This is a genomic window from Novosphingobium sp. Fuku2-ISO-50, from assembly GCF_001519055.1.
GTDB lineage: Bacteria > Pseudomonadota > Alphaproteobacteria > Sphingomonadales > Sphingomonadaceae > Novosphingobium.
Map to the genome: position 1 here is coordinate 42,822 of NZ_KQ954304.1, position 23,496 is coordinate 66,317.

27 protein-coding genes are annotated in these 23,496 nt (G+C 61.7%); 5 read left to right on the plus strand and 22 right to left on the minus strand.

Going from position 1 to position 23,496, the window contains the following annotated elements; translation table 11 throughout:
- Positions 1-6: 6 nt before the first annotated feature.
- The 17 genes from AQZ50_RS18155 to AQZ50_RS18235 all read right to left on the minus strand — a co-directional run bounded on the left by AQZ50_RS18155 (position 7) and on the right by AQZ50_RS18235 (position 15,786).
- The gene (locus tag AQZ50_RS18155) at positions 7-1,437 is read right to left on the minus strand and encodes a conjugal transfer protein TraH (protein WP_067748493.1); all 1,431 of its coding nucleotides are present in this window, start codon (positions 1,435-1,437) and stop codon (positions 7-9) included.
- Complete coding sequence (locus AQZ50_RS18160) at positions 1,437-2,366, minus strand: conjugal transfer protein TraF (protein ID WP_369801439.1); 930 nt, start codon at positions 2,364-2,366, stop codon at positions 1,437-1,439. Before AQZ50_RS18160 ends, AQZ50_RS18155 begins: the two co-directional genes overlap by 1 nt.
- A gap of 4 nt (positions 2,367-2,370) precedes the next feature.
- On the minus strand, positions 2,371-4,299 hold the full coding sequence (locus tag AQZ50_RS18165) for a conjugal transfer protein TraN (protein WP_067748497.1): 1,929 nt from the start codon (positions 4,297-4,299) through the stop codon (positions 2,371-2,373).
- A complete protein-coding gene (gene trbC, locus AQZ50_RS18170) occupies positions 4,296-5,054 on the minus strand; it encodes a type-F conjugative transfer system pilin assembly protein TrbC (protein ID WP_067748499.1) in 759 nt (252 codons plus the stop codon). Before trbC ends, AQZ50_RS18165 begins: the two co-directional genes overlap by 4 nt.
- 14 nt (positions 5,055-5,068) lie before the next feature.
- Entirely contained in the window at positions 5,069-6,052 is a 984-nt protein-coding gene (gene traU, locus AQZ50_RS18175; RefSeq protein ID WP_067748501.1) for a conjugal transfer pilus assembly protein TraU, read from the minus strand.
- 95 nt (positions 6,053-6,147) lie between these two features.
- Entirely contained in the window at positions 6,148-6,795 is a 648-nt protein-coding gene (gene traW / locus AQZ50_RS18180) for a type-F conjugative transfer system protein TraW (protein WP_067748503.1), read from the minus strand.
- Positions 6,795-7,337, minus strand: coding sequence for a S26 family signal peptidase (locus AQZ50_RS18185; RefSeq protein ID WP_067748506.1), 543 nt, complete (start codon positions 7,335-7,337; stop codon positions 6,795-6,797). The genes traW and AQZ50_RS18185 overlap by 1 nt, the downstream gene beginning before the upstream one ends.
- The gene (locus AQZ50_RS18190; RefSeq protein ID WP_067748510.1) at positions 7,321-7,875 is read right to left on the minus strand and encodes a TrbI F-type domain-containing protein; all 555 of its coding nucleotides are present in this window, start codon (positions 7,873-7,875) and stop codon (positions 7,321-7,323) included. Before AQZ50_RS18190 ends, AQZ50_RS18185 begins: the two co-directional genes overlap by 17 nt.
- The gene (locus AQZ50_RS18195; protein WP_067748512.1) at positions 7,868-8,218 is read right to left on the minus strand and encodes a hypothetical protein; all 351 of its coding nucleotides are present in this window, start codon (positions 8,216-8,218) and stop codon (positions 7,868-7,870) included. Before AQZ50_RS18195 ends, AQZ50_RS18190 begins: the two co-directional genes overlap by 8 nt.
- A complete protein-coding gene (traC, locus tag AQZ50_RS18200) occupies positions 8,215-10,761 on the minus strand; it encodes a type IV secretion system protein TraC (protein ID WP_067748514.1) in 2,547 nt (848 codons plus the stop codon). Before traC ends, AQZ50_RS18195 begins: the two co-directional genes overlap by 4 nt.
- A gap of 6 nt (positions 10,762-10,767) precedes the next feature.
- On the minus strand, positions 10,768-11,448 hold the full coding sequence (locus AQZ50_RS18205) for a hypothetical protein (protein ID WP_067748516.1): 681 nt from the start codon (positions 11,446-11,448) through the stop codon (positions 10,768-10,770).
- A 3-nt stretch (positions 11,449-11,451) separates the two neighbouring features.
- Complete coding sequence (locus tag AQZ50_RS18210; protein WP_067748564.1) at positions 11,452-12,282, minus strand: DsbC family protein; 831 nt, start codon at positions 12,280-12,282, stop codon at positions 11,452-11,454.
- Between the two features lie 50 nt (positions 12,283-12,332).
- The gene (locus AQZ50_RS18215) at positions 12,333-13,685 is read right to left on the minus strand and encodes a TraB/TrbI/VirB10 family type IV secretion system protein (RefSeq protein WP_067748518.1); all 1,353 of its coding nucleotides are present in this window, start codon (positions 13,683-13,685) and stop codon (positions 12,333-12,335) included.
- The gene (locus AQZ50_RS18220; protein WP_082703780.1) at positions 13,682-14,524 is read right to left on the minus strand and encodes a type-F conjugative transfer system secretin TraK; all 843 of its coding nucleotides are present in this window, start codon (positions 14,522-14,524) and stop codon (positions 13,682-13,684) included. Before AQZ50_RS18220 ends, AQZ50_RS18215 begins: the two co-directional genes overlap by 4 nt.
- Positions 14,521-15,084: a type IV conjugative transfer system protein TraE gene (locus tag AQZ50_RS18225; protein WP_067748522.1), complete on the minus strand. Its 564-nt coding sequence runs from the start codon at positions 15,082-15,084 to the stop codon at positions 14,521-14,523. The genes AQZ50_RS18220 and AQZ50_RS18225 overlap by 4 nt, the downstream gene beginning before the upstream one ends.
- Position 15,085: 1 nt before the next feature.
- The gene (gene traL / locus AQZ50_RS18230; protein ID WP_008065174.1) at positions 15,086-15,370 is read right to left on the minus strand and encodes a type IV conjugative transfer system protein TraL; all 285 of its coding nucleotides are present in this window, start codon (positions 15,368-15,370) and stop codon (positions 15,086-15,088) included.
- Between the two features lie 92 nt (positions 15,371-15,462).
- Positions 15,463-15,786: a hypothetical protein gene (locus AQZ50_RS18235; protein ID WP_067748523.1), complete on the minus strand. Its 324-nt coding sequence runs from the start codon at positions 15,784-15,786 to the stop codon at positions 15,463-15,465.
- A gap of 296 nt (positions 15,787-16,082) precedes the next feature.
- On the opposite strand from AQZ50_RS18235, the gene AQZ50_RS21045 reads away from it, so the two are divergent.
- Both AQZ50_RS21045 and AQZ50_RS18245 read left to right on the plus strand, forming a co-directional pair.
- Complete coding sequence (locus tag AQZ50_RS21045; RefSeq protein ID WP_156427429.1) at positions 16,083-16,472, plus strand: hypothetical protein; 390 nt, start codon at positions 16,083-16,085, stop codon at positions 16,470-16,472.
- An 87-nt stretch (positions 16,473-16,559) separates the two neighbouring features.
- Positions 16,560-17,066, plus strand: coding sequence for an aminotransferase class IV (locus AQZ50_RS18245; protein WP_231730403.1), 507 nt, complete (start codon positions 16,560-16,562; stop codon positions 17,064-17,066).
- 83 nt (positions 17,067-17,149) lie between these two features.
- Here the strand turns inward: AQZ50_RS18245 and AQZ50_RS21050 are convergent, their stop codons facing one another.
- The 5 genes from AQZ50_RS21050 to AQZ50_RS18270 all read right to left on the minus strand — a co-directional run bounded on the left by AQZ50_RS21050 (position 17,150) and on the right by AQZ50_RS18270 (position 21,255).
- A complete protein-coding gene (locus AQZ50_RS21050) occupies positions 17,150-17,935 on the minus strand; it encodes a lytic transglycosylase domain-containing protein (RefSeq protein ID WP_231730404.1) in 786 nt (261 codons plus the stop codon).
- Between the two features lie 144 nt (positions 17,936-18,079).
- Complete coding sequence (locus AQZ50_RS18255; RefSeq protein WP_067748531.1) at positions 18,080-18,631, minus strand: GNAT family N-acetyltransferase; 552 nt, start codon at positions 18,629-18,631, stop codon at positions 18,080-18,082.
- Positions 18,621-18,929 (minus strand): type II toxin -antitoxin system TacA 1-like antitoxin, encoded by a 309-nt coding sequence (locus AQZ50_RS18260; protein WP_067748532.1) that lies wholly within the window; start codon positions 18,927-18,929, stop codon positions 18,621-18,623. The genes AQZ50_RS18255 and AQZ50_RS18260 overlap by 11 nt, the downstream gene beginning before the upstream one ends.
- Positions 18,930-19,089: 160 nt before the next feature.
- Positions 19,090-20,442, minus strand: a complete 1,353-nt coding sequence (locus AQZ50_RS18265) for a DUF7986 domain-containing protein (RefSeq protein WP_067748534.1) — start codon at positions 20,440-20,442, stop codon at positions 19,090-19,092.
- 180 nt (positions 20,443-20,622) lie between these two features.
- Complete coding sequence (locus tag AQZ50_RS18270; RefSeq protein WP_067748536.1) at positions 20,623-21,255, minus strand: tyrosine-type recombinase/integrase; 633 nt, start codon at positions 21,253-21,255, stop codon at positions 20,623-20,625.
- 79 nt (positions 21,256-21,334) lie between these two features.
- Between AQZ50_RS18270 and AQZ50_RS18275 the strand changes: the two genes are divergently transcribed.
- From AQZ50_RS18275 to AQZ50_RS18285, 3 genes are all read left to right on the plus strand, one after another.
- Positions 21,335-21,562 carry an AbrB/MazE/SpoVT family DNA-binding domain-containing protein gene (locus AQZ50_RS18275; RefSeq protein WP_067748540.1) on the plus strand — a complete coding sequence of 76 codons (228 nt, stop codon included), beginning with the start codon at positions 21,335-21,337 and terminating at the stop codon, positions 21,560-21,562.
- Position 21,563: 1 nt separating this feature from the next.
- Positions 21,564-21,953 carry a type II toxin-antitoxin system death-on-curing family toxin gene (locus tag AQZ50_RS18280; protein ID WP_067748544.1) on the plus strand — a complete coding sequence of 130 codons (390 nt, stop codon included), beginning with the start codon at positions 21,564-21,566 and terminating at the stop codon, positions 21,951-21,953.
- 216 nt (positions 21,954-22,169) lie between these two features.
- Entirely contained in the window at positions 22,170-23,210 is a 1,041-nt protein-coding gene (locus tag AQZ50_RS18285; RefSeq protein ID WP_082703781.1) for a DUF2939 domain-containing protein, read from the plus strand.
- Positions 23,211-23,496 lie beyond the last annotated feature (286 nt).

A 23,496-nucleotide genomic window follows, 5' to 3' on the forward strand; every position in this document is an offset into this window, starting at 1 on the left:
CTGATCTCACTGAAGGGGGTGCTGGCCGAGCGACCTCTCGAACTGGAGCGCGGCGGTCATCTGGGGGGACATGGTGTTGCGCAAAGTGGCCTCGATGCGGATCGTGCGTTCGAGGATCTGCTCGGTGCGGGTCAGGCGCTCGGAATTATGGATCACCTGCGCATCCAGCGTCTTGGTCACGTCGCGCAGCTGGTCCTGCCATTGCTTGAGGGTCAGCGGATCGGCGTTCTGGAAGGAGGACTGGCCGTCGGTGACCATCTTGTAGAACTGACCGACGATGGTCTCTAGCAGGTCGACCGATGTGATTTCGGCAAGGCTCGAGATGTCGGCCGAATTCATGCCGCCAAAGCTCGCGGCGGCATTCACCACCATAATCTTGTAGAGCGGGATCGTGGTGGCACCGAGCAGGCCGATCTCCTCCGAGGTCAGTTGCTGGTTGCCCTGGATGCGCCCGGCTATGTCGATCAGCAGATTATAGACGCGGGTCTTGAGCGCATTGGCGGTGCTGACCGACAAGCTAGTCTGCGAGGGGTTGAGGCACTTGTCGGTGGTGTCGCAGGCATAGACGGTGGCGCTGTTGCCGCCATCGAGCAGCGCGGTGATGAGCGCGGGATCGCCTTGGCCGAGAAACTTGAAGGTGGGGCCTTGGGTGTCGCTGGTGCCGGGCTGGTAGATAACCGTGCCGACCAGGCTCATCAGGTATTGTTTGAAGGCCGTGTCGAAGCTCGGGTACTTCTGGCTCAGCATCGACCAGGTGTAATTGTAGGGCCCGGCCGGAATCGTGCTGTCGGAATTGCCCTTGATCGTCGAGCTTTGGCTGCCGCCGGTGCCGCAGCCCTGCTCGGAGGAGGCCCAGTCAGAGAAGACGCCCTGGCTGTTCCCGATGATTTTGCAGAACTGGCTGTCGCGCGCGCCGACCATACCGGCAAGGCCTGCCGCCACCTGTTGCCCCGCCTGACAGGCATCGAGGCTGTGCTGGGTAAATTGCTGGACCTTCTGCATCATCTTCTCGATCGACGTGCCGATCTGCGAGGAGATGGCGTTGATCGCGAGATCAAAGACGAAGGCCAGCGCGCCATTGGCCGCGGCCTTCATGGCCGCCACAATCTGATCGGTGTTGATGAAGGAAAAACCGCCCGTGAAAATGTCGATGCCGCCGCAGCCCGCCTTGACGCTGGGCATTTGCAGCGAGCCCAACTGGTACGTCGTTTGCGCGGGGAAACGAACCCAGAGGTTTCCGCCAGAGTAATAGCCGCCCTGCTGGCCGTTATAGGCAACCGGGCCGGTGGCATTAGCCGCCCCGCCGAGGTTCGAGAAAAACGAATTGAGCTGGCCGTTCACATCAGCCTGCGCAGTCTGGACGCAGAGCAGATTGCTGAGCGCCAGCACGGCGAGGAAGCGGGCCAGCCATTGGCGGATCGCATGGGGCCAGCGCATCAGAAGTCGCTCCCCGGCTTGACGCTGGTCAGATAGAAAATGCGTTGCAGCACCTCGTCCTCGGCCATGATGCCGTAACCGATCGGGATCGGCTTCTTGAGGTAGGTGTCGAAGAGCACGAGCGCCGGTACCTGACCGCCTTCAAGGCCCATCTTCTCATATTGCCCCTGGTTTACGACAAAGCGCGGAAAGGCGGGGGTCGGGCCGCCATCCATCGAGACCGGCAGGACCGAGAGGTGGTATTTGTCCGAGAGCGTACGGACGATGGGCGAGAAGACCTCACAGGCTGCGCAACTCGTGGAGTAGAAGAAGAACAATCCATAGCGTTCCGACAGCGAGGCGATCACGGCCTCGCGGTCAGTCTTGCGTTGGGCGAGCCATGCGGTTTTGCCCAAAGTGCTGACGGGGCGCTGGAGCGTGTAATCGAGATCGGGATGCTGCCAGATTGCGCGTTCCCAAACATCGGCAAAGGTCGAGGCGCGGTCGAGTTGCTCGCGCTGGTAGCGGACATAGGCGATAATGTTGTCAGAGCTTGGCTCAAGGATAGCTTTGGCCTTCAGTTCCTCAAGCCGCGCGCCGATCTTGTCGAGTTGCTGGCGGTAGCTGGGCGATGTGGTGCTGGCCGAGGCGCTGGGATCGGACGGCTTGGGCTTGGGGTGTTCGCAATAGAACCAGGTGCCGAGTTTGCGCTCGCCGCAATAGAAGGGGTCGCCTCCACCTGTGGACGTGTCCACATGTTCACCTGTGGTGCTGTCCACCTGTCCACTCGTGGACGGGTCCACGTTCTCACGATTGGACATGTCCTCTTGTCCCAGCGTGCTGCTGGCCGGAGGGGTTCCCAAGACCATCAGCGGGGTGGCGGTGGCGAGGCTTGCGCTGGTCAGCAAGGTGAGTATCGTGGCGGTGATAAGGCGTGAGGCTTGGCGCATGGCGTCAGGATCCTTGACCATGGGTTTGGTAGTAGGCTTGGACCTTTTGCTGGATCTGGGCCGAGGTCTGGAGCGAGGCGGGCAGCGACACGGCACTGGTGAAGTCTGCGAAGACCTCGGCAAAATCCATCTTGGACAGGTCGAGCTTGGAAAACTGGTCGACGGTGAAGCCGGTGCAGGTCGGCGATTGCGGGCTGCCAAAATCGAGGCCCAATTGCGCGCGGCCCTGTTCCTGGATCACGCGGGCAAGCTTGGACTGGTAGCAGCAGTAGCTTTTGCGCATCGTGGTGCAGACGAAGAGCGCCTTCTCAGAGCAGTATTCTCCGACATAGTGGCACAGGCCCATGCGGTCCTTCACGTCGAGCTGCATCTCCTCGCCCGAGCACATGAAGAGCGGCAGGAACTGGGTCACAAGGCCAAGCAGCATCGCCGGATTGCCCGAGGCGAGCCCGATCGCGGCCGTGGCGGCTGCCGCGCCCGTCAGCAGGCCGGAAACCTTGCCCGCGCAGCAATTGACCAGACCGAAGAGCGGTTTGTGGCAGCCGGTGGCATCGCCATCGAAAATCGTCAGATTGTTGGCGTCGAATTGCTGCTTGGCATCCTTCATCGCGTTCATCGCGACCAAGGTCTTGGCCAGATCAGGCGCCGGCGAGGTCGGAAGCTGGGTGCAGCTTCCATCGATGCAATAGACGTCCCCGCTGCAGGAATAGGCCTGTGATGTCTGGGTCGAGGCCGGGGTCGTGCATTTATAGACCTCGCTCTTGACCTGACACGCGCCCATCTGCGGGCTGTCGAGGCATACCTCGTGGTCGAAGCTGCAATTGCTCTTGGCCGACAGCGTCGCGCAGTCATTGGCGTTTGAGAGCGTGCTGCACTGGTAGCTGGCCTGCCACTGCCAACAATCATGGGTGACCGCGACGCCGTTGATGGTGCGGGTGGCGGGCGAGGCATCGACGCAAACTTGGCTGGGTTGCAGGCAGGTCTCGCCGGTCGGCAGAGCTTTCAGCTTGGCCTGGCAATCAGCGTTGTCGACCGTGGAGCCCTGATAGATCTGGATCGGCCCGACATAGGCGGCCCCCGGCACGCCCGGCGCCTGATCCTGAGGTGGCGGCTCGAAACACAGGGTCGTGTGGTTGATGCAATAGTTCTTGGAGGCACTGGCCCCATAGTTGGTCTGCGTGCCGCAATTGTAGGTGGTGTCGGTCTCGGTAAAGACCATGCCAAGCCCGGCTCCGGGCGGCCAGTTTGTGACCGAGGGTTTCTTGGTCTGGTCGACCTTGGTGCAGGAGGACTGGCTGGCGAAGCTGCCACAGTCGGAGACCTCGCCCCAATAGAACGTGCCGCCGGTGTTTGGGTTGTAGATGTCCCATTCCGAGGTGTGGCAGGTGTATTGGTGTGCGTTGGTGAACTGGTTGGCCCAGCCGATGGTGCAGGTGAAGCTGCTGTCGGTTTCGGCGGTGCCGATCTGGCAGGAATCGTAATAGGTGCTGGTCGTCCCGCTGTTGGCCGGGATAGGCTGGCAATTGCCCTGTGAACTCCCCGCGATCCCGGTGTAGCTCGTCGGACTGCTTTCCACTTGCTTGGCGCTCGACAGGCCAAGGCTTGTGGCATCGACCGTTGGCCGGTTCGGGTTGGTGACAATGGCATAGGGCTGCGAGGTGACGGCCGCGACGGCACCGTCCCCTGCAAGGCTGTTGGGATTCGAGAGATATTGCCCCTGTGGCAGATCGGCCCCGCCATAGCCGGGCACGGCATTGGGCGCGGATTGGTTGGTGACATTGCCGGTGACCTGGCCCTGCAACTGGCCGGCGATCGCGCTGGCTGCGGCCTTGGGATCGACGGTCTGGGCGGCAAGTGGCGTGGCGGCGAGCAGCACTGCGGCCGCCAATACGCTTGGCGCCAATCCGCAGAGCAGGATCGAGCGCGCCCTCATGGCGCCCGCTCCAGATTGGCCAGCGCGGTCTTGGCCGCCGGCGCGCCGGGGCCACGGCCTTGTGCGATAGTCTCGAGCGCGAAATGCGTCGTCACGTTCCCGGCGATGCGATCATAGGGCGTGGGGCTGCTGGCGCAGTCCTCGCCCGAGCAAAGATCAAAGCTCGAGGATGCCACCACATAGGTGGGCACGGCAGCGATGCCATAGGCTCGAAATAGCCTTGGATCGATGCTGACATGCGCTGCAGTCGTCTCGCCAACGGCCTCGTGTAACGCCGCCATAAAAGGCTTGGGGCCACTAGGTGAGAACCCGCGAAAGACCACCATGCCGCTGGCTTTGGAAACGTCAGCGATCATCCGTTTCAGGGATTCAGGCGGCATCGACAGGCTGGCAAAGGCAATAAGCATGGGGGCCGAATGCGGCGATGGCGCCATGCTTTGGCCGGCGTCGGCCACCAGCGCATCGAGGTTGACCGGATCGCCTCTCGGGGTCGCCTTGGCTCTGGCGGCAGCCTCGGCTTTCACCTTGGCCTGAGATCTTTCGACCAGCGCCTCTAAATCCTCAGCCAGATCAGCACTGGCCTCGGCCTGATGGCCAAGCACTTGGTCGACGAATTGGCCAAGGTTGCGGGTATGGGCCTGCGCCGCCTTGTTGATCGCCTCGAGATCGAGCCCGTCGACAGTGGTCTGGGCCAGCACCGTTCCGACACCGCCGAGGGTAACCAGGGAGCCGAACAACAGGAGAGATTTGCGCATCTTTGACCCTCCCATCAGAACGCGCAGCAATTGCGCTTGCGCCACAGGAGATAGCCCACGTCCTCGCCCACCACCGGATAGGTGTGCGAGGTGAGCTGGACGGCGGTCGATCCTCCGGGAGGCTGACAGGCATAGCGGCCACTGGTGGCAGCCACGGGATTGACCATTTGCAGCCGGTATTGCTGCTTCCTCATGATCGGCATGATGTATTTGCCGCAGAGGCCCTGATCTCCCATTGTGCCCCAGGCGAGCGCGGTGCGGTGCATCTTGAAGACCATCCGCTCGGCCGCGAGACGCATCGACTGGTCCATCGTGGTGTTGTTCCCGATGTTGCCGGTCATGGGGTACATCGAGCCATTGCAGCCCGCGCACCAGAAGAGCTGATCGAGCGGCAGCGCGGCGGTGGCGGCGACGCAATCGGCAGCGCAGGCGACTTGTGCCAGCGGGAAGTCGAAGACCACGGTCTCGGGATAGACGAGCGCTGCCAGCGTATCGTCGTTCCAGGTGGGGTCGATCTCGGTCATATAGGCCAGATCGAAGGAGGCGGATTCAAAGCAGATAAAATCCCCCAGCAGTTCGAGCAGATAGAACAACGGATAGACGTAATAATGCGCCTGATATTGGGCGCTCATCTGCGTGTTGCCGCCCTTCTGCGCGGCGGCCGAGACATGGCCATTGCCAACATAAATCCCCGGATTGATCGTCAGCCCGCCCAGGTTGGGGAAGCAGAAGGGCTTGGTGGTCACATCGATCAGCCGCACCGGCTCCCAAAAGCCGAAGGACAGGCCCGGTCGGATGCCGCAGAGGCAAACCGGCAGGCTGGGGTTGGAAGGATCCGGCTTGTCGCTTGGCCAGAGGTCGAAACCGCCGATCGACAAGGGGAAGAAGCAATCCCAGCAGATGTCGGTGATGGGATTGGGGAAATGGCCGTGGCAGGTGGGCGAACCTTGCGCCTGCGCCACTTGCGCAGATCCCAGCGTCAGACTGGCGGCGATCATGGCCCAGAACCGGTGGGTACGACGAGGACGAGGCGCGCCTTTGCCTGAGCTAGCCCCACGCGCAAAGCGTTTCCAAAAGACGGGACGGATGCGCTTCATCGACGTTCTCCTGGTCGGGCCAGCGCGACTTCCCGAATGTCCAGATGGTCGCCCTGCTGGATGAGCAGCGCCGGCGTATGGGCAATCCCGAACTTGCCGGTCAGCGTGCCCATCTGGTCGAAATAGAACCGGCGCTGGGTCGCCTTCATGAGGTCTGTGGGCGAGCCTTTGACGAGGACGATCCAAAGCTTGTCAGGTGCTCCTTGCTTCAAAGCCCAATCCCGTTCCTCGGCGCTATCGCCGTCGATGAAGGCGAAACTGTGCGCGAGGTTGAGGTGGGTCAGTGGATTGAAGCGCTGGCCCTGCGCGGCGATAAGATTGCCGCGCGCATCGCGAATGTCCTGCGAGAGGGTCACACTGGGATCGAAGCTCCAGCGGCGATCGCTGGTCGCAGGCGTCACGCCGATCACTGCATGGGGACGGCGCACACTGGCTTGCGCCGCCTCGACAAAGCGCCGGTTCATGGCATCGAGCGTGCCGTTCTGGCGCGCCGCCTCTAGTCGGGCCTTTATGACGGCGAGCAGGTCGGGCTCGGCGATCGCCCAGGTCGGGCCGAAGGTGCCGAAATCGCGGGCGCTCGCCATCATTGGCACGGAGGCAAGCCCGAGCGCGGCAAGCAGGATCGAGGCGGGACCGGCGCGCATCACAGGATGGGTGTCCCGATGCCGATCAACCGGTCGCGGCAGACAAAGCCGATGGCGGCATAGCGGCTGTCGAACCCGTCCTTGTGCGGGCTACCGGCATAGATGCACCCCTGTGGGATTGTGCCGAGGGGGCCGGGCAACAGATCCTCGCCCTGATGGGTCTTGGGTTTTAAGTGGGCGATAGTTTTGCCATTCACCTGCACGGCGTCGCCTATGCGGGTAACGACATCGCCCGGCACGCCATAGGCGATCTTGGCGAAGGGCTTCGGGTTGCTCCCGAAATGCCGGACCACAAGGCTGTCATGGCCGGGTGCGAAAACGGCATAATCACCGCGCGCCGGAAAGCGCCCCGTCTCGACCAGCAGCGCCCAATTGGGCAGCGATTCACTGGCGTTGATGAGGAAGGCGTGATGGTCGTGCCAGTCCTTTAGCGCCGACCAACTCAGCGCCGCGCCGCCAATCAGCGCGATACCGCCGAGTTTCAGGCGCCAAGACGCGTGGCGCGGAGCGGTGACCGGCGCGATCTCACTTGCCGCTGCCATGATCGGCTCCCTTGGCATCGAAGAACTGCTGCATCTGCGTTGCAGGGCTGGCGACGGATGGCACTGCTGCGCCGCCCTGCGGCTTGGCCAGGCTGGCATAGGTCTCGTCGCGGATGGTGGCGGTGATGTCGGGGACATCGCCCGCAACGACAGCATTGCTCAGCAGCAGGACTTCGCCTTGCGCTGCATGACGCGCGACGGCGAGATTGAGGGCTTTGAGGTAAGCGCCGGTTTCCGCCGTGACCTGGTCGGGCGCCGCGCCGCTGCGAGCCTCGGCTTGGACATACTCGCGGACGAGGTCAGCCAGCGCCACTTTCCGGGTCGTGGTCACGCGCTGTTCGAGGCCGAGCAGCTTGTGCGTGGTCCAGCTTCCCCAGAGCAGGCAGGCACCTGTGAGGCCCATGACGAGGATCTGGCGGCGATTGCTGGCGAGGAAAGTCAGCAGCGAGCGGCGTTTTTCCGTGGCGGCGGGAACTGAGGGTGCAGCTTCCAGCCCCAACGGCAATTCGCTCTGCGGCAGCGGGTTATCATCATGCATTGGAGGGATCCCTTTTATTGGAGGCGTCCTCAAAGGCCCGGGCAAAGCTGCCACGGCGGAAGAAGGCGATCAGCAGCAGGATCGCGAAGAAGCCGATGATGACCTCTTGGTCGAACTGGTCGCGGCGGATGGCGTTGGCCGCGACATAGCGGTCAGCCAGATTGGCGAGTTGGACCATGGTGATGGGCAGCGAGAAGTCGCCGATCGCAAAGAGGATCAGCGCCATGACGCCAGCCGCCGCCAGCGCATTGACGGCAAACCAGCCCGTCAGGCGCAAAGCGCAGGCCGCCACCGCGCCCCAGTTTATGGAAGTTGCTTTGATGCCGGAGCGCCGGGGGGTCATGGCCGCGCTCCCTTCGCCTGACGATCCACACCATAGGCGACGCATTCGATAGCTTCGGCCATGGTGGCGCCGCGCGCGACCTCGGCCTCGATACGGGCATAGACCGCCGGGCTCGACGAATAGAGCGTGCCGGAAAAGGGATCGAGCACGAGGCGGCAGATGGTCTGGGTATCCGGGCCGCGGATCAGCAGGTCGGAATATTCCGTGCCATTGCGCTTCAGCGAACGCAGCAGCGCATCGGTAAAATTGTCCATCTCGAAGCGGTCGGACTTGCGGAAATCCGCGATGGTTTCGGGCTTTTGCTGGAGCACCAGCATCCAGTCGGAGTTTTCCAGCGCCGCCTTCGAGCCGCCCGACTTGTAGAAGTCATTGATCGACTGGGTCGCGGTGATGAGCGAGGCGCCATATTTTCGGCAGGTGCGCGAATAGGTCTCGACAAAATCGGCCATCGCGCCGCCCTTCAGCATCGCCCAGGCTTCATCGATAATGAGCGCCTTGGGGATCTGGCGGTCGAGCTTGCGCATCGTTTGCGAGGCGACGAACATGATCGAGGTCAGGACCACGCTGCGCAATTCCTCGCGCGAGGAAAGGTCCGACAGCTCGAAGACGGTCAGATCGGCCGAGAGATCCAGATTGGTGTCGCCAAGGAAGAACGGCCCGTAAGTCCCCGCTTCTGAGAAAGGCAGCAAGGCTGTCGCCAGATCGTCTGCCTGCGGGTGACCGGCAGCGCGCAGCGCGGCGATGATCCCATCGACCGTGCCTTCACGTGCCTTCTCGTTCCACACCGCATTGACGGCCGCATCGATCAGCCCGCGCTCGGTGTCGTTGAGGCGGTTCTCGAAACGGGCCATCTGGCTGATGATGGCCTTGAGCATCGCAAGGCAGTCGACGAGATAGTCCTCGTCGCCCGCTGCAAGCTCAAGGTCGATCATGCGGAACGGATTGATCGAGATGCCTGCCGACAGTTTGAACTCGGTGAACGTGCCGCCCAAGGCTTTCGCCATATGCTCGAAGGAGCGGCCATCATCGATGACGATGGTCTTGGCATTCACCCCGGCAAGGCTGGCGGTCAGATCCTGAAGCAGGACCGACTTGCCCGAGCCCGACTTGCCCGCGATCGCGACATTGTGGTTGCCGGCATTGTTCTGGAAGGGCGACCAAAACTGGGGCTGACCGCGCCGCCCGATGAAAAGCAGGTGCGGGATCGCCCCGCCATTATACTCGCCCTGGACTGGCGCGAGGGCTGCGACATTGGCCGAGAGTACGGTGCGGAAGCGGCGCATCCGCATAAGATCGCGCGACAGGCCGTCGGCCAGAGTGAGCGGGAAAGAGGCCAGCAGCCCGCCGGTCTGGAGATAAGTCTCGTCAATGAGATCCCAGCCAGCGGCCTTGTAGATGGCTTTCAGCGTCCGCTCATTCACATCACCCCGGCCGAGCGGCGAGACCATAGTGACGCTATAATAGATCTGGACCAGCCTCTGCCCCAGACGGACCTGCGCCTGCACATGCTCCCATTCAGCCGATTGTGTCTTGAGGCTGGGAACAAGGCGCGCGGCCTTGCCATCGGCCAATGCCGTGGTGCGGGTGAACTTCCAGCCTGCCTTGGCTTCGGAGGTCTCAGCCGACGGGATGATCCCGGCAATCGACTGGAGCACAGGGCATGGCAGGCAGAGCTTGGGATTGAAGATGTCGCCGATGACCTTTTGCGTATCCCAAGGCGCCCAGCGCTCGGGGAAATAGCGCACCGACATGGTCCGCACATCGAATTCATGTGGGCTCATATCGGCCATCTCGGGCGCGCCGTCGATGACAAGGCCCGATGGGCGCAGCGATGGGGCTTCAAGGATCAGCCGGTCCTTCTCGACGCGGGTGACGAGATCGCGGCGGATGCACTGCTCGTTGATCGGGTCGAAGGGACTGTAATCGGGCGCATCATCGCCCGCGCCCGTCGCAGGGCAGACCACATCGTCGATGAAACGGATGAGCTCAGTCGGGCTGAATATCCGGGTTTTGACGTTGATCGAGTCGAGCGCCGAGGTGATCCCGTCGCGCACGGCGAGCAAGGTCTCGGTATCGACGCCCGAACCCGCGCCAACTCCCACGGCAAAGAGCACGCGGAACTGGCGCAGATGAAAAGGGCCGTCGGTGGCAAGCGATGTCCAGGCACCGCTGCGCAACTGGTCGAGCCGGTAACGCGCCAGCTTGTTGAACACCGCGCCTGCCCGCACACGGGGCAAGGCCCACTCTTGAAGCTTCTCGGCAATGCGGGGCGACGCATAGTTGATGATCTGGAATTCGCAGCCGGCCACCAGTACATCGGAGATGATCGAGGTCAGGATGTCGCCGATGCGCTCGTCGGCTCCCATCAGCGGGGCCAGTTCGAGGATGAAGCCCTTGGAGCTGGTCAAATGGAAAATCTGCGTCTCGGCCGCATAGGCGCGATAGCCGAGGAAGCTGGCGAGCATTGGCACATCGCGCGTTTCTGCGCGATGTTCGGGCGCCTCACTGTCGCCGGTGACGAGTTCGATGAGCCGGGCGAGCATGGCGCGTCAATTCCCCTGCGGCGGGAAGGTCGCCGCGCCTCTATTCGTCTGCGATGGCTGCGGCGCAGAAGACTTGGGCGTGTTAGGCTGTGTTTGGGGCTGGTTCAGGATCGCCTTCACCTGCGCCTTGATCGCAGCCGTCGGATCCGTGGGCGCCACGCCGGCAGCCTTGGCGGCTTCCGGTGGTTGTTCTGGAGCCGATTTTGCAGGTGCCATCAGCGCCATGTCGGGTGCCATTTCCGCAAGAGTGAGCAGGCTCATGTCGGTGCCCGCGCCCATGGTTTTCACGTCGATGGGAGCGTTGGACACCTCGGCAAGATGCGGGGCGTCGACGGGGATAAAACTTGTGGTGCGGGGATGGAGGCGGCCCGATCCATCGCGCCAGGGCAAATAGACAATTTTGAGCACCGGCCCAGCTGGGCCGACAAAGGTCCATGCCTTCTTCTCCTTGGGATTGGTGGATGCCTGAGACCCGCTGGCAGCGGGCTCACCATCGGGCGTGGGCGCGTTTTTGCTCTCGGCCTCGGCGTCGATCGCGTGGATGGCGCTGTCATCGATGGTGGTCGATGGCGCGCAGGTGCCGCGTGGCGCGCTGCACACGAAACCGCCTTTGACGTTTGAGTGGAACATCGAGCAACCGGCTAGCGGCATCAGGCCGAGCGCGGCGATGATAGGGGACATGCGCATGGTTCACGCGCCTCCCTTGAGCCAGTTTTCGAGGAACTCGCGCGGGCGGAAGCCCAGCAGCACGGCACCATCCTCGCGGACCAGCACCGGGGTGCCGGTGAAACCATGGGCGCGGGCGAAAGCCTCATTGGCATCAAGCCCGCTGGTGTCGCAGGCGCGTTTCACGATGTCCTGATCGCCATAGGCCCGCTCCACGGCAGCCGCCTTGTCCTCGGCGCAGATCACGGTTTCGGAAATCGCTCGCGTGCCGAGGATCGAGATCGGCCGCTCGGTGACGCGCGCACCCATGGCCTTGAGGGTCTGGTGCAGTGTGCGGCAGTAACCGCAGTGGAAGTCGCTGAAGACCGTGACTTTGTGCGCACCGGTATTGCCGCTACCCCATTCGATGGCCCCATTGGCCGGAAGGCTGGCGAGGCTCACCTTCTGCGCGGGAGCCGAGGCTGGCGCCGAAGCGGATTGGGGATGCGATGGCGCAAGGCCCGCGCTGTCCGTCTCTTGCGCCTTTGCCGAGGCGGCCGCGCCGACCAGCATATCGGGATTGATGGCCAGCAGGCGCACGGCCGTCAGATCCTGATGCGTATCCATGTCATAGATCCGGCCGACGATGAGATAACGGGCCGAAGGATCGATGTAGAAGAGGTTGCTGCCGGCCTGCACCTCGCAGACCCCCGGCACTTGGGCACAATCGACCTTGGTGACGGCGGTGCGCGGCAGGCGCTGGGTCAAGGCGCGCATGGCTGCCGCATCCCTCGCGACAGCAGGACGAGCGCGCGTGGCCGTTGCGGCGCGGGCCTCGGCAATGGTCGGCAAAGTGCACAAGGCAAAGCCGAGGATCGGTAGTAGGCGCTGAAGTGATTGGGAGTGAGACACGCGAGGTTTTCCCTTCAATTGCGGATGAAGACGCCGTCGAGGAACACCACCTCGACATCGAGGCCGGTCGGCATTTCGACGACAGGCTGGTACTGCTCGGCGCGCTCGATCAGATATTTGGAGACCATGTCGCCGGACTGGGCGACGCCCTGACCAAGCCCGCCCTGGGCGATGTCCGAGGGCGAAAGCGTCGAGCGCTGGCCGTTCACGCTGACCGTGGGCGAGGTCAGATAGGCCGAGGAATTGGTCGAGAAGCCCCGCCCGAAACCGCCCAGCACACCGGCGATGAAGGCCTGACCCACCAGATTGCCCGAACGGTTGACAACCCGGCCACGCACGCCGGTCTTGCCGCCAAAGGCGATGAAGCCCTTGACCTCGCTCACCGCGACCTTGCCGCCCGGCTGCGGACAGGTCATGCGCTGGAGCTTCACATAGACCTTCTCGGACGAGAGATCGGCGAGCGCCGCGCCATTGACCATGCAGCCAACGATATTGGTCTTGAGCAGCTTGCCCTGGGCATAGACCGAGCGCGCGGGGCCGGTGATGCGCAGCACCACGGGCAGCGGATCGGTCTGGCTCTTGGTGTTAGTCGTGGCATCGACGCCGACCACCACCTTGGCCGTCGCGATCGAATTGGGCGGCAGGTAATTCTCGCTGTCGGTGAATTGGGTCGTTTTGCCCGGCACCATGCGCGTACCCGTTCCGGCCGCATCGCCGCCGAACGACAGCAACTTCACTTCGCTCGAACGTGGCGCGCTGGCCGGATCGATGGCGGCGCGGGCGGGATCACTGGAGGGCTGAGCCAGAGGCGAACCGCTGGGAATCGAGGAGGACCGCTGATAGGTCGGCGGTGCGCCCGTTCCATAAAGCGCGCTTGGCCCGGCGGTCGCCCGCTGCATCTGGGTCGAGAGCGCGGAAATCTGGGAGCGAAGCTGGTCGTTCTCGGTCTGGTAAGCCGAGAGCACCTTGGAGCCATCGGTCTTGAGCGCCTGGTTCTGACCCTGCAAATCCTCGATCTGTTTCTGGAGTTGGTCGAGGCGGACGGAATCGCCCTGCAGCGTCTTGATCTGGTTCCCCTGCGTGTTGAGCTGGTTCTCCGAGAGGGCCATCCATTCCTTGTCGGCCATCGAGCGGTTGACCATGTCATCGGTCGAGATCTTGATTGCCTTGGGATCGTCCTTCTTGTCCGCGCCGGAGGTCTGGGGCGTGGGCGAAGCCAGAATCCACCACATGCCGGCCATCACCAGCACACCGCCCAGACCCCACATGGCGATCTGCTGGCGGCGGCGGGTGACGGCATTGCGGGCGAGATCATCGGTGCCGGGGGCTGCTGCGGTGGGACCGCCTTGCGTGGTGGACGCGTTCATGGCTGACCTCCCACATCAACGCTGCGCTGGACAATGAAGGCCGTGGTTGCTTCACCGGGGGCCAGACGCGGGTTGGTGATGCTCACTGCGATAGCGTCGGCAGGCGCAACCTTGTCCTCGCTCAGAATAGCGGGCTTGGCGCCGCGATTGGTGATCTTGAGCAGCTTGCCGGTGTAGGATGCCCCCACATATTGCCCGACCATCTGGACGGAGAGCGTCTCGATGTTGACTGGCACCAGCGCGCGCCAGGTGATGTCGAAACCCTCGACCGGCTTCTGGGCATACATGGCCGCGATCAGGCGCGCCGAAGCATCCTGAGGCGATAGGCCGGCGGGCCATGCCTCACCGACGGGTCGCGGATGCTCGACATCGGCATTGACGATGAACACCTGCCGGGCGTCCGAGCCGCCGACGGCGCAGATGAATTTGTAGACGAAGCCTTTGCGCGTGGTCCCGAAGAAGGAGATCGTCGGCTTGGAAAAGCCATTCGCGACGGAAAGGTAGATGTCCCCGCGCAGCGGCTCGTTCACCACCTGGAAGTCGTCGGCAGGATTGGCTGCCTGCACCTTGGAGACCGACGCGAACTGGTCATCCTTCAGGGATATGCGGGTCAGATCCTTGGCCGAGGCTTCGCAATGGACGGTGCCATTGTCGGCCACCATCAGCGTCTGATCGGCATAAGCGGGTGCCGCACTCGCAAGGCCGACGCCGATCAGGGCGAGGCCAAGGGCGCGCTCAGCCCACCAAAGGCGCGGGGCAAGGCTTGCCCCTGCCGACAATTCCAGAATGGCCATGAAGGAAAGCCCTTGTGGGATGGTGCCGGGGAATGGGCCGCTCATGGCGTCTCCTCCGGCTTGGCGATCATCCCGAAGCCTTTGAGCTTCAGCGAGATGCCGTTGTAGGTCCAGGTGAACCGGAAGGTGCGATGCTCGGAGGTCACCTCCTTGGAGGCGACCACGGTATGCAGCGTGCCGCCGACCGTGCTGGTCAGATGATCGGGATCGACCTGCATGCCATCGGGCGTGAAAAACTGGGTGATCTGCGAGCCTTGCTGCTCGGCCACCACTTTCATCAGCGCCTTCTTGACCTCGCCGCGCGCCTGCTCGTCAGTCACCTCAAGGATGGAATCCATCCAATAGGTCAGGCTCTGGGGCGAGCGGTTGAGGGCGACCAACGCCACATCGCGGGTCACCAGCTCCAGGTAGTCTTTTGAGACTTTGGTGCTGGTTAGCGTGAGCGGGGTGCGCAAGGTCGGCACCAGCACCACCTCGCGGTCCCTGCGACTGGCCGAAATGACGGTGGCGACGCTGATAATGCCGAGCGCAATGCAGACAACGGCCAGGCCATTGCGCTGGCGAAGCACGCGTTGCGATTTGTCGTGGGCGAGATCGATGTCCATCTCAGCCCGCCAGCACGCGAAGATGGGACGGTGGGAAGCTTTTCATGGCGAAAAACTCGCCAGGAAGGTGCCAGTATCCAAAATGCAGGATCCAGGCCATCGAGCGTCCGGCGCGGAGTTTGCGATAACCGAACCAGGCCACGGTGGAGAACACCAGCCCGATGACGATATGCGACGCCAAAATGCCCCAGATGAAGGGGGTGACCATCACCAGGAACTCGTCCAGCGTCCAGAACCCGATGAGTTCCGGATCATCCAGATGTTTGGGGATCGCATAGCGTTCCATCGCTGCCCGCCGTCACAAAAGTTGGTGGGGGATTGGGCCGGTCTGCGCGGGACTATGGGAGGGGCAAGTTGTCCGCACAGCCGGCCTTCTCGTCAGATGGTTGCGGTGACCATCGCGGTAACGATCGGCACACCCGTGCCAGCGGCAACGCCCGTGCCCACCGGCACGGCGACCTGCGCCAGCGAGAAGCGGCCCGACGCCAGACCGACGATGCCGCCAGCAAGGCTCAGCACGGTGATCACCTTACCGCCCGAACCGGACAGGAAGTTGGTGAACTGCGTGAGCGCGGTGTTGAACGAGGTGTCGGTGCCGGCAAAGGCGGCGCCCGGGCCCAGTATGGCCGCGGCCACCACTGCGACACCGATGTAGGGCAGGATCGAGGCGCGTTTGGGCGCCGGCAGAGCAAGGGACGTCATGGGGTAAGTCCTTTCGAGAGGGCCAGGACAAGGGACATGTTCCTGCGCCGACCCAAAGGCTCCGCCAGTCGGGGACTCACCGACAAGTCGGCTCCCGCCAAATTCGAGCTAAATCAAGTAAAATTCCAAGGCCGGGCGTATGCTCGACTCGATTCGGCCCAACAGGTGTGTGGGAAGCGCCCAGTCGCGGGCGAAACGAGACGGGGCTTGTTTCAATCTCGCGCAAGGGTGGGCGCTCAGCGCCCATTATCGGGCTGAAATCATGGGGCAACAGGAGGTTGATATGGGGGCAGGCCATGAAAGAGGATCAGACAAGGGATAATCATCAGCCGCGATCTCAAACCGCACATCGCCTGAAAATGAGCCCGGCGGCGTTCCGGGCGCTTAGCCTGGCGCTGCACAATCTCTCGTCGCGCGAGCTGGAGCTTTGCTCGCCTAGGCGCCTGCTGACCACAGTTCTGACTTCATCAGGGTATGAGATTTTTCATATACCGCTCAATCAGTTGGAAGCGATTTGTCGCCACGATGCGTTGATCGGGGAGGTGCAGGTCAACATCCGTGTCGATTCCAAAATCAACGATCGGTTGCGTGATTTTCGCGATGAGGCTGGCCGCCGTCTCGGCCGATCGGTGAGCGTCATTGAGGCGATCAACGCTTGTGCCCATGTGCTGAACAAGGGTCTTTGAGCCAAAGCAACGACATTGCCTGAAACTTGACAAAAGTCGCCCTCCCGCACCGGTTATGGTTAACACCGCAGCGCGCCGAGGAGAACTATGACTGAACCCATCAATCCCAATGATGACTATACTTTAGTATCCCAAGAAGGGGCGGCCTTGGTATCTGAGGCCCCGGTTTCTGGGAGCCATTGCGCCTTGCTTCGGGACCGAATCAACCGCGATGGCCGGTCATTGGCAGAAATCGCATCTCTGGCGGGGATGAGCCGCCGCCAGCTTGGTCGTCTCCTTGACGGCCAGAAACCTTTGCGACTCGTCGATCTCAAGCGGCTATCAGCTATTGTCGGGATCGATGCCGCAAAGGCGGTCATTGCCATTGAGGTGATCGGTGATTGGAGCGCCTATGATGAGCCAGTGCTGGAGATCCTTATCCGAATGCTGGCACCCGTTTTTAAGAAGGTGGATGCCAGCGCCGATTTCCCGATGGAGCCTTTGTCAGTGGCCGCCGAAGAGAAGTTCACGACATGGCTCGCCGACATTCTGGTCACCAATCAGAAGCAGATCCGACAGCGCCGCGATGAGTTCGTAAAGCTGCCATCGCTCTGAAATCCCCTCGGCCCGCACAACATGGGCAAACGGCTGTAACTCCCTCGGGTCGCCGCAGCTGCAACGAATTGAGGGATACCAGACTAATCGCGAAGCGGTATCGGCGCAGCAAGCTGCCGCTGCATGGTCACCAGAATGTTTGAGACATACTGGATGGTCTCGGCAATGCGGGGCACCCGGCCTGTTGCCCGCACGCGGCCTGCGCCAGCATTGTAGGCGGCCAGCGCCAGATCGAAGCGGCCAAATTCATCGAGCAAAGCGCGCAGATAGCGCGCACCACCGCGCATGTTCTCGCGCGGGTCCAGGATGTTGCGCACGCCCAGGAAACGGGCGCTGGCGGGCATGAGCTGCGCGAGGCCCGTAGCGCCCTTTGGGCTGACGGCGACCGGGTTGTACCGGCTTTCCTGAATGATGAGGGCGTCGAACAGTCGAGCGGGCACGCCCGCCTCGCAAGCCGCTTCCGCCATGGCCGGATACCAAATGGCGCGGCGCTGCTCGGCTGCTGCGGGAAGTCGAGGGCTCGGGGCATAGCGTGGGGAGTCGCATCCATCGCGCGGGCGGGCAGCATCGAAAGTTGAGGGGACGGAGGAAGGTGCAGTGCCCTTGGCCATCTTCTTACGGCGATGAACTGTGGTATCGGCTTGAGTCAGGGTGTTCTCGGTTCCAAATGCAGCGAACTCATTGACCAATCCACCAAAAGCGTCGGGTTGGGGCTGGCTTTCCCTATTGCCCGACCCTGCCACTTGGAGGGAAAATGGTTGCTGACTACCGCTGACATAGGGGAACGCTTTCAGGTCTACCCGCTGAGCATAAGCGCTGGGAATGATGACCAACGAAAAGGCGCTGGCTAGAAGCAATCTTAGTGTCATGGCCCAATTCCATGGATGGGCCAGGTTCGGTTATCGCTTAGGCATCATGCGAATTCATGCAGGTTTTGCAAGTCTAGCAAGGCCCGGCTGTTCAATGGCCAAGCTCGGACGCGCGCACCATGTCTTCTTCAATTTTCTGTGACTTCACGCATGGGCCAGTGTTGCGTGGATGTCTGCCATGGACATGTAGACCCGGTGAGGGTTGTCAGGATCCAGCAGCGGAAGGAAGCCCAGATCGGCGTAAAATTTCCAGCGCCGGTCAAAATGCTCATCCTTGAGCACATCAAGGACAACAGCTGCGGCACCTATCTGCTCGGCAATGGCAGCGCAACGCTTGATGGCATCTATGACCAGTGCCGTGCCGATGCCTTTGCCGTGCAGGCTCTCATGTACAGCCACAGCGCGGATATAGATCACAGGGATGTCTGGCACCCGTGCGCGTTGCCAGGCCTTAGGGCCAAGATTTGCGCGAACCGCCATGGCCCCAAGCGTGTAGAAGCCCAGCACTGCGCGATCGCCCTCGGCTGTCGCGAGCCATGCCGTCACCATGCCGTCCCGCACCTGATCGGATAGGGATGATTTCAGAAAATTGTCTATGGGCGCAAAACCGCAGGAAAAGGCGCTGCGATCATGCAGCGCCTTGTCAAATTTTGCGATGATCAGCGAGACAGCTTCCGTCGACGCGTCAGCCTGCATCCTTGAGCACGCCCTTAGATGCCTTCATCGCCTGAGCCAATCCGGGCGCAACCTTGCCTGGGGCTGCAACTGCGGCTTTGAACGCTTCAAAGGCCTCCTCCGGCAGGATGGATAAAGCCATACGTTGCTCGACTTCCTGCGCCCTTAGCAATGCAGCCTGACGAATGAAGTCGGCTTCCTGCAGGCCGGTTGCCGCAGCCGCAGCCCGAATGCGCGCCTCGTCCGCACGGTGCATCCGCAATTCCTTGCGCGCCTCCATCTTGCCGGGCGTCGCGGCGATCGGTTCAAGAGCGAACATGCCGAGTCTCCTTTGATAGATTGTGTACGGTAGAACGCCGGTTGTGTCAATTTTGCTTAGATGGCACGGGGTAGGGACTTTCGCCGCAATAGCGGACACTCCCAGCTTCGGATCATTGTGCCGGGAGCTGCCGTCCGTTCAACTGTTAAAAAGCAGCTATTTACGTTCTCAAGTCGGCAACCCCGAGTTCGTCCCACATCCAGGCGAAGCTATACCCCGCCATCTGCTCGTTGCCCGATTTGGCGGTCATGTTCTCGATGTATTTGAGCCATTCAACCACCTTGACCCGCCCCGCCTTGGTCTTGGCCATCTGCCTTGGCGTCTTGTTACCAAGGGCAGGAACCGGCTCGTCAAGGACCTGACGATACTGCCGATCCATCATCTCCCCGACAATGCGCTGCATTTCGGCCAACGGGATATCCGGCTCGGGGACGGCGTCTCGCTCCCGCTCCTGTTCGGCCATCATCTGCGCCACGGTGAGGATTTCAGTGAGGGGGGCGTGAACCAGCTCGCCCAGCAGCGGAATAAATAGGCTTTTGGCCCGTTCCGCCCGCTCGGCGCTATTCACTTCGACGGTGAGAAAACGCCCTGCCATGTCGATATTGCCAAGGATTGTTGAACCATCATCCATCGTGGACGCCAGCATCTGGGCGTCGCGATGGATGGAGCGTTTGGGTTTGGCGCGCTTGTCGTCCAACCAGTTCCAGAATTTAGCAGAGGCGGGTGACAGGGATGGCACAGTGCGGAAGCGGGCGGCGATCTGCTTTTGCGTCACCCCCTGGGCCAGCGGGAAGACCATGCGGTGGAACAGGATATCCTCTCCATCGCTGTTGACCAGATCAGGCATGGCCGGTCCCATGGCGCCCGCCGCGTCCATCAGCCAGGTGGCGGTGAAAAGCGAGGCGCTGTGGCGCAGCAAGACCGTGCGGTCGGTGACATCGAAATCAAGCTCAGAGTCTGGTTGGGCACCGATTTTGGCAAATCCCGCGACCAATTGCGCGCTGGCCTCGGGGCTAAAAGCCAGTAAGGCCCCCGAAATAGCAGCACCGCTGCGGCCCACGATCAGGCGCGTGGCGATACGGTCCCAATTGCGCAGGTTGCAGGTCGCACTGCGTTCCTGAACCGTCACCGGCTCCCCATCTTGCAGCAGGTCGCGCAGGCGCATCGACTGGCCCGGCACGACCTCGCTGACCTCATACAGTGACATCGGCGTTTCGCGCAGGGCCTTGATATAAGCCTTTACGGCTGCCGTTTCATTCCAGCCCCGGCGCTTGAGGTAATCATCCGCGAGATTTTCGCCATCACTCTCGCGCCCCAGCAGGTCTTCAAAGGCACAGCCCCACAAAGGGCCTTCCCAATGGGGGCCGACCAGATCGAGCAGTTCGTCGAAATCGACGTTCAGTTCTTCGCATGCAGGGCCAAAGTGCTCAGCCAGGCAACCATCAAGGCGCGTCTTCCATGGCTCGCGGCCTGCGTATTTGATCAGGCCTGACAGGTCGTGGGTAGCAAGCAAGGGATAGGCTCCTGATGACGCGCTACCTTCTTGGGGTGGCGTGGCATTGACGTCAATATGGAGCCCAAAGGTTGCGCCAAGCCTGGGCACCTCGCCCTAGCCACAAGCGTTTCGATGTGCCATCCACCTATACGTGGGAATGACCGGCCCACCGGGCAACGCAATGGGCCGGCGATGTGCTCAAATCTCGGTTCGTTCCGACAGCGTCAAGGCATCATCAACATCGACGCCGAGATAACGGACCGTATGCTCGATGTTGGTATGGCCCAGCAGGATCTGGATTGCACGCAGATTGCCGGTCGCCTTGTAGATCAGGGACGCCTTGGTCCGACGCATGGAATGCGTGCCGTATTCCCGCTTGTCGAGCCCGATGGTCGAGACCCACTCGTCGAGGAGGCGAGCGTATTGGCGGGTACTGATATGCCCCATATAATCGATCCGGCTGGGGAAAACGAAGTCGTTCAACGATCCTTTGCGCCGCTCCAACCAGGCCAGCAGACTTTTGCGCGCTTCGGTCATGATTTCAAATTGGACTGGCAGGCCGGTTTTTTGCTGGATAACAGTCGCGCGGTTGCGAATGGTCCCGCCGCTGACGAGGTCGCCGATACGCAGCTTCACTAGGTCGCACCCGCGCAATTTGCTGTCGATGGCGAGGTCGAACAGGGCTCGGTCACGCAGTCGCTTGTGCTCGTCGAGGTAGAACCGGATGGCCCAGATGTCTCGAGGGCGCAGCGGCCGTTTCGGGCCAACATTCTGCCCAGCATTCCAAGGGCGCCGTTCATGCACGGCGGGGTCAAGATCTGAATGTCCCATTGTGCTTCTCCTGCGGCCGTGATGGCCGGTAGCAGGATACGCCTCTTGAGAACTTCGCGCCTCGTGTTATAACTATCGTATGAACGCCAGCCTCAAGATCACCAAGATCGGCAATTCTGCCGGTGTCGTCCTTCCCAAGGAACTGCTCGCCAAGCTGCGTGCGGGCGTGGGCGACACGTTGTATGTGTCCGAAACGCCTGATGGCATTCGCATCACGGCGGCGGACCCATCCTTCGAGACCAAGATGGCGCTGGCCGAACAGATCATGCGTGAGGACCGGGATATCCTGCGCGTTCTGGCCAAGTAACATGGCGCAGATGGCTGAACCGGTCTGGATCGAGACCGAACTCGCGCTCGCCACTCACGACCGCCAACTGGCCGAGCATGGCGGGCCGATTGGCGTGCGCGATGCTTCTGCGCTGGAATCGGCATTGGGCCGCCCACGCAACCAATGGGCCTACGGCGAGGCTGATCTATGCGCTCTGGCGGCGGCCTATGCTTATGGTGTGGCCCGCAACCATCCCTTCACCGATGGCAACAAGCGGACCGCCTGGGTCTTGGCGCGCCTGTTCCTCGCGCTGAACAATGTGCAGATCGGCTTCGCGCCAGAGGAGGCCATTCCCATGGTTCTGGCGCTGGCCAGTGGCTCGCTGGCCGAGGTCGAAGTGGCGGGCTGGTTCAGGGAAAGGCTATCCTGATTTCGCTGCCATTCCTGACATTCGCCGGTCTTTGCAAGACCCTCGATAGCCTACTTTTGTTGATTTAAAACATCACTGTCATTTCCTCAAAAAAGGGACCGATCCTCAAATCAGTGTAAATGCATCATCTGAAGTACTTGACCATTTTTGTCTTTACCAAGAATATGATATCGTCGCGATGTGGCGCGAATATAAGGTCTAAAGAGAAGGATATTAATGCGTCACTCCTCCTTGATTTACGCTACTCTGGCAGTGTTTGGCGCAGGCGTGATCTATTTTGGCTCGGCCTATTGGTCTGCAGCGGGTTTTGAGAGCGCAGCCAAAGACGGCGATGCCGATAAGATCAGCAACATGGCAGACATGGCTTCCATCAAAGGAGGGCTGAAGTCTCAGGTCTCCGCTGCTCTGGCCAAGAAGGGCGCGAGCAGTGGATCCAGCTCTGGCAACGCGATGTCCGGGCTTGCCACCTTTTTCGTCTCGGCCGTCGCGGACAAGATGATTGATGCCTTCGTCACGCCTGACGGGCTCGCCGCCATCATCACAGGGGCGCGCCCAGGAGGTCATGCTGATGGGAAGATCAAAAATGATGGCACCCTCACGCAGAGCAGCAGCGATTTTCTTGATATCGACCACTTTAGGGTCAAAGTGTCGAAGCAAGGGGGAGGCACCACCTCACTGGTCTTCGAGCGGCGGGGCATCATCACATGGAAGCTCGTTCGGATCGCGCTGCCGACCGATCTGCTCGAGGACAAGCCTTCTCCGGCTACGACGCCAGTTGCGGCACAGCCTCAGGCACAAGGTCTGCTCCTCTCCCTGCCGGCAGAGCAGACCCATCCTGTGAAGAATGGCGAGGATTGGGCACAGGTCATTCCTGCAAGCACCGAACCTGCCGATGCACAAGATTGTGATCGCCCGGTACTGGAAAAACAAACGGCGTCACTCGATGGCGGATATGTTTACCAGCAAGTTTGCCATTGGGCGACCTCGAGCGATATCATTCAAGTCCGGCTTTTAGACGGAAAGCGTAAGGAGGTCACTCCGGGCAATTCGCTAGCGGTGATCCGCAACGGGCCGTATCGCGGCTACTTGCTGGTGCAGAAGCATAAGTACAACCCGGGGCCCGAAATGGGCTCATACGATTCGACGTGGATTATCAAACCTGATGGGACGGAAATATTAGAGGTTCCGGGCACGCGGGACGGTGAAGACGCACCGGTGCAGGCATGGCTGCAAGCGAAAGGCTGGGTCGCAAACTGAGTTCAGGGATTTTCGCCGCGATCGCTGACTTTCCGGACCCTCAGCTGGGGTTTCGAAAGCGGTCGCTGGTTCAGGTTGTTTGCGACGCTGTAACCAGACGAGGGGAAAAGCTGCAAGCCTATGGGATTGTCGACTCGCCGCTGCTAGCGATCGTGTCCCACGGCGTGGTGTAGCTTATAGGAGCCACCGCCGATTTCGGCATCGGTTTGAGCCGATCATGTGCCGGGCACAGCCGACAGCATGACGATGGGATTGTCGCTCACGGGCGCCATGGTTTCAAGTGTCA

Coding starts and splice junctions, on each gene's coding strand:
- AQZ50_RS18155 (WP_067748493.1), bottom strand. CDS start 1,437: ATGCGCTGGCCCCATGCGATCCGCCAATGGCTGGCCCGCTTCCTCGCC.
- AQZ50_RS18160 (WP_369801439.1), bottom strand. CDS start 2,366: ATGCGCCAAGCCTCACGCCTTATCACCGCCACGATACTCACCTTGCTG.
- AQZ50_RS18165 (WP_067748497.1), bottom strand. CDS start 4,299: ATGAGGGCGCGCTCGATCCTGCTCTGCGGATTGGCGCCAAGCGTATTG.
- trbC (WP_067748499.1), bottom strand. CDS start 5,054: ATGCGCAAATCTCTCCTGTTGTTCGGCTCCCTGGTTACCCTCGGCGGT.
- traU (WP_067748501.1), bottom strand. CDS start 6,052: ATGATCGCCGCCAGTCTGACGCTGGGATCTGCGCAAGTGGCGCAGGCG.
- traW (WP_067748503.1), bottom strand. CDS start 6,795: ATGCGCGCCGGTCCCGCCTCGATCCTGCTTGCCGCGCTCGGGCTTGCC.
- AQZ50_RS18185 (WP_067748506.1), bottom strand. CDS start 7,337: ATGGCAGCGGCAAGTGAGATCGCGCCGGTCACCGCTCCGCGCCACGCG.
- AQZ50_RS18190 (WP_067748510.1), bottom strand. CDS start 7,875: ATGCATGATGATAACCCGCTGCCGCAGAGCGAATTGCCGTTGGGGCTG.
- AQZ50_RS18195 (WP_067748512.1), bottom strand. CDS start 8,218: ATGACCCCCCGGCGCTCCGGCATCAAAGCAACTTCCATAAACTGGGGC.
- traC (WP_067748514.1), bottom strand. CDS start 10,761: ATGCTCGCCCGGCTCATCGAACTCGTCACCGGCGACAGTGAGGCGCCC.
- AQZ50_RS18205 (WP_067748516.1), bottom strand. CDS start 11,448: ATGCGCATGTCCCCTATCATCGCCGCGCTCGGCCTGATGCCGCTAGCC.
- AQZ50_RS18215 (WP_067748518.1), bottom strand. CDS start 13,685: ATGAACGCGTCCACCACGCAAGGCGGTCCCACCGCAGCAGCCCCCGGC.
- AQZ50_RS18220 (WP_082703780.1), bottom strand. CDS start 14,524: ATGAGCGGCCCATTCCCCGGCACCATCCCACAAGGGCTTTCCTTCATG.
- AQZ50_RS18225 (WP_067748522.1), bottom strand. CDS start 15,084: ATGGACATCGATCTCGCCCACGACAAATCGCAACGCGTGCTTCGCCAG.
- traL (WP_008065174.1), bottom strand. CDS start 15,370: ATGGAACGCTATGCGATCCCCAAACATCTGGATGATCCGGAACTCATC.
- AQZ50_RS18235 (WP_067748523.1), bottom strand. CDS start 15,786: ATGACGTCCCTTGCTCTGCCGGCGCCCAAACGCGCCTCGATCCTGCCC.
- AQZ50_RS21045 (WP_156427429.1), top strand. CDS start 16,083: ATGAAAGAGGATCAGACAAGGGATAATCATCAGCCGCGATCTCAAACC.
- AQZ50_RS18245 (WP_231730403.1), top strand. CDS start 16,560: ATGACTGAACCCATCAATCCCAATGATGACTATACTTTAGTATCCCAA.
- AQZ50_RS21050 (WP_231730404.1), bottom strand. CDS start 17,935: ATGACACTAAGATTGCTTCTAGCCAGCGCCTTTTCGTTGGTCATCATT.
- AQZ50_RS18255 (WP_067748531.1), bottom strand. CDS start 18,631: ATGCAGGCTGACGCGTCGACGGAAGCTGTCTCGCTGATCATCGCAAAA.
- AQZ50_RS18260 (WP_067748532.1), bottom strand. CDS start 18,929: ATGTTCGCTCTTGAACCGATCGCCGCGACGCCCGGCAAGATGGAGGCG.
- AQZ50_RS18270 (WP_067748536.1), bottom strand. CDS start 21,255: ATGGGACATTCAGATCTTGACCCCGCCGTGCATGAACGGCGCCCTTGG.
- AQZ50_RS18275 (WP_067748540.1), top strand. CDS start 21,335: ATGAACGCCAGCCTCAAGATCACCAAGATCGGCAATTCTGCCGGTGTC.
- AQZ50_RS18280 (WP_067748544.1), top strand. CDS start 21,564: ATGGCGCAGATGGCTGAACCGGTCTGGATCGAGACCGAACTCGCGCTC.
- AQZ50_RS18285 (WP_082703781.1), top strand. CDS start 22,170: ATGCGTCACTCCTCCTTGATTTACGCTACTCTGGCAGTGTTTGGCGCA.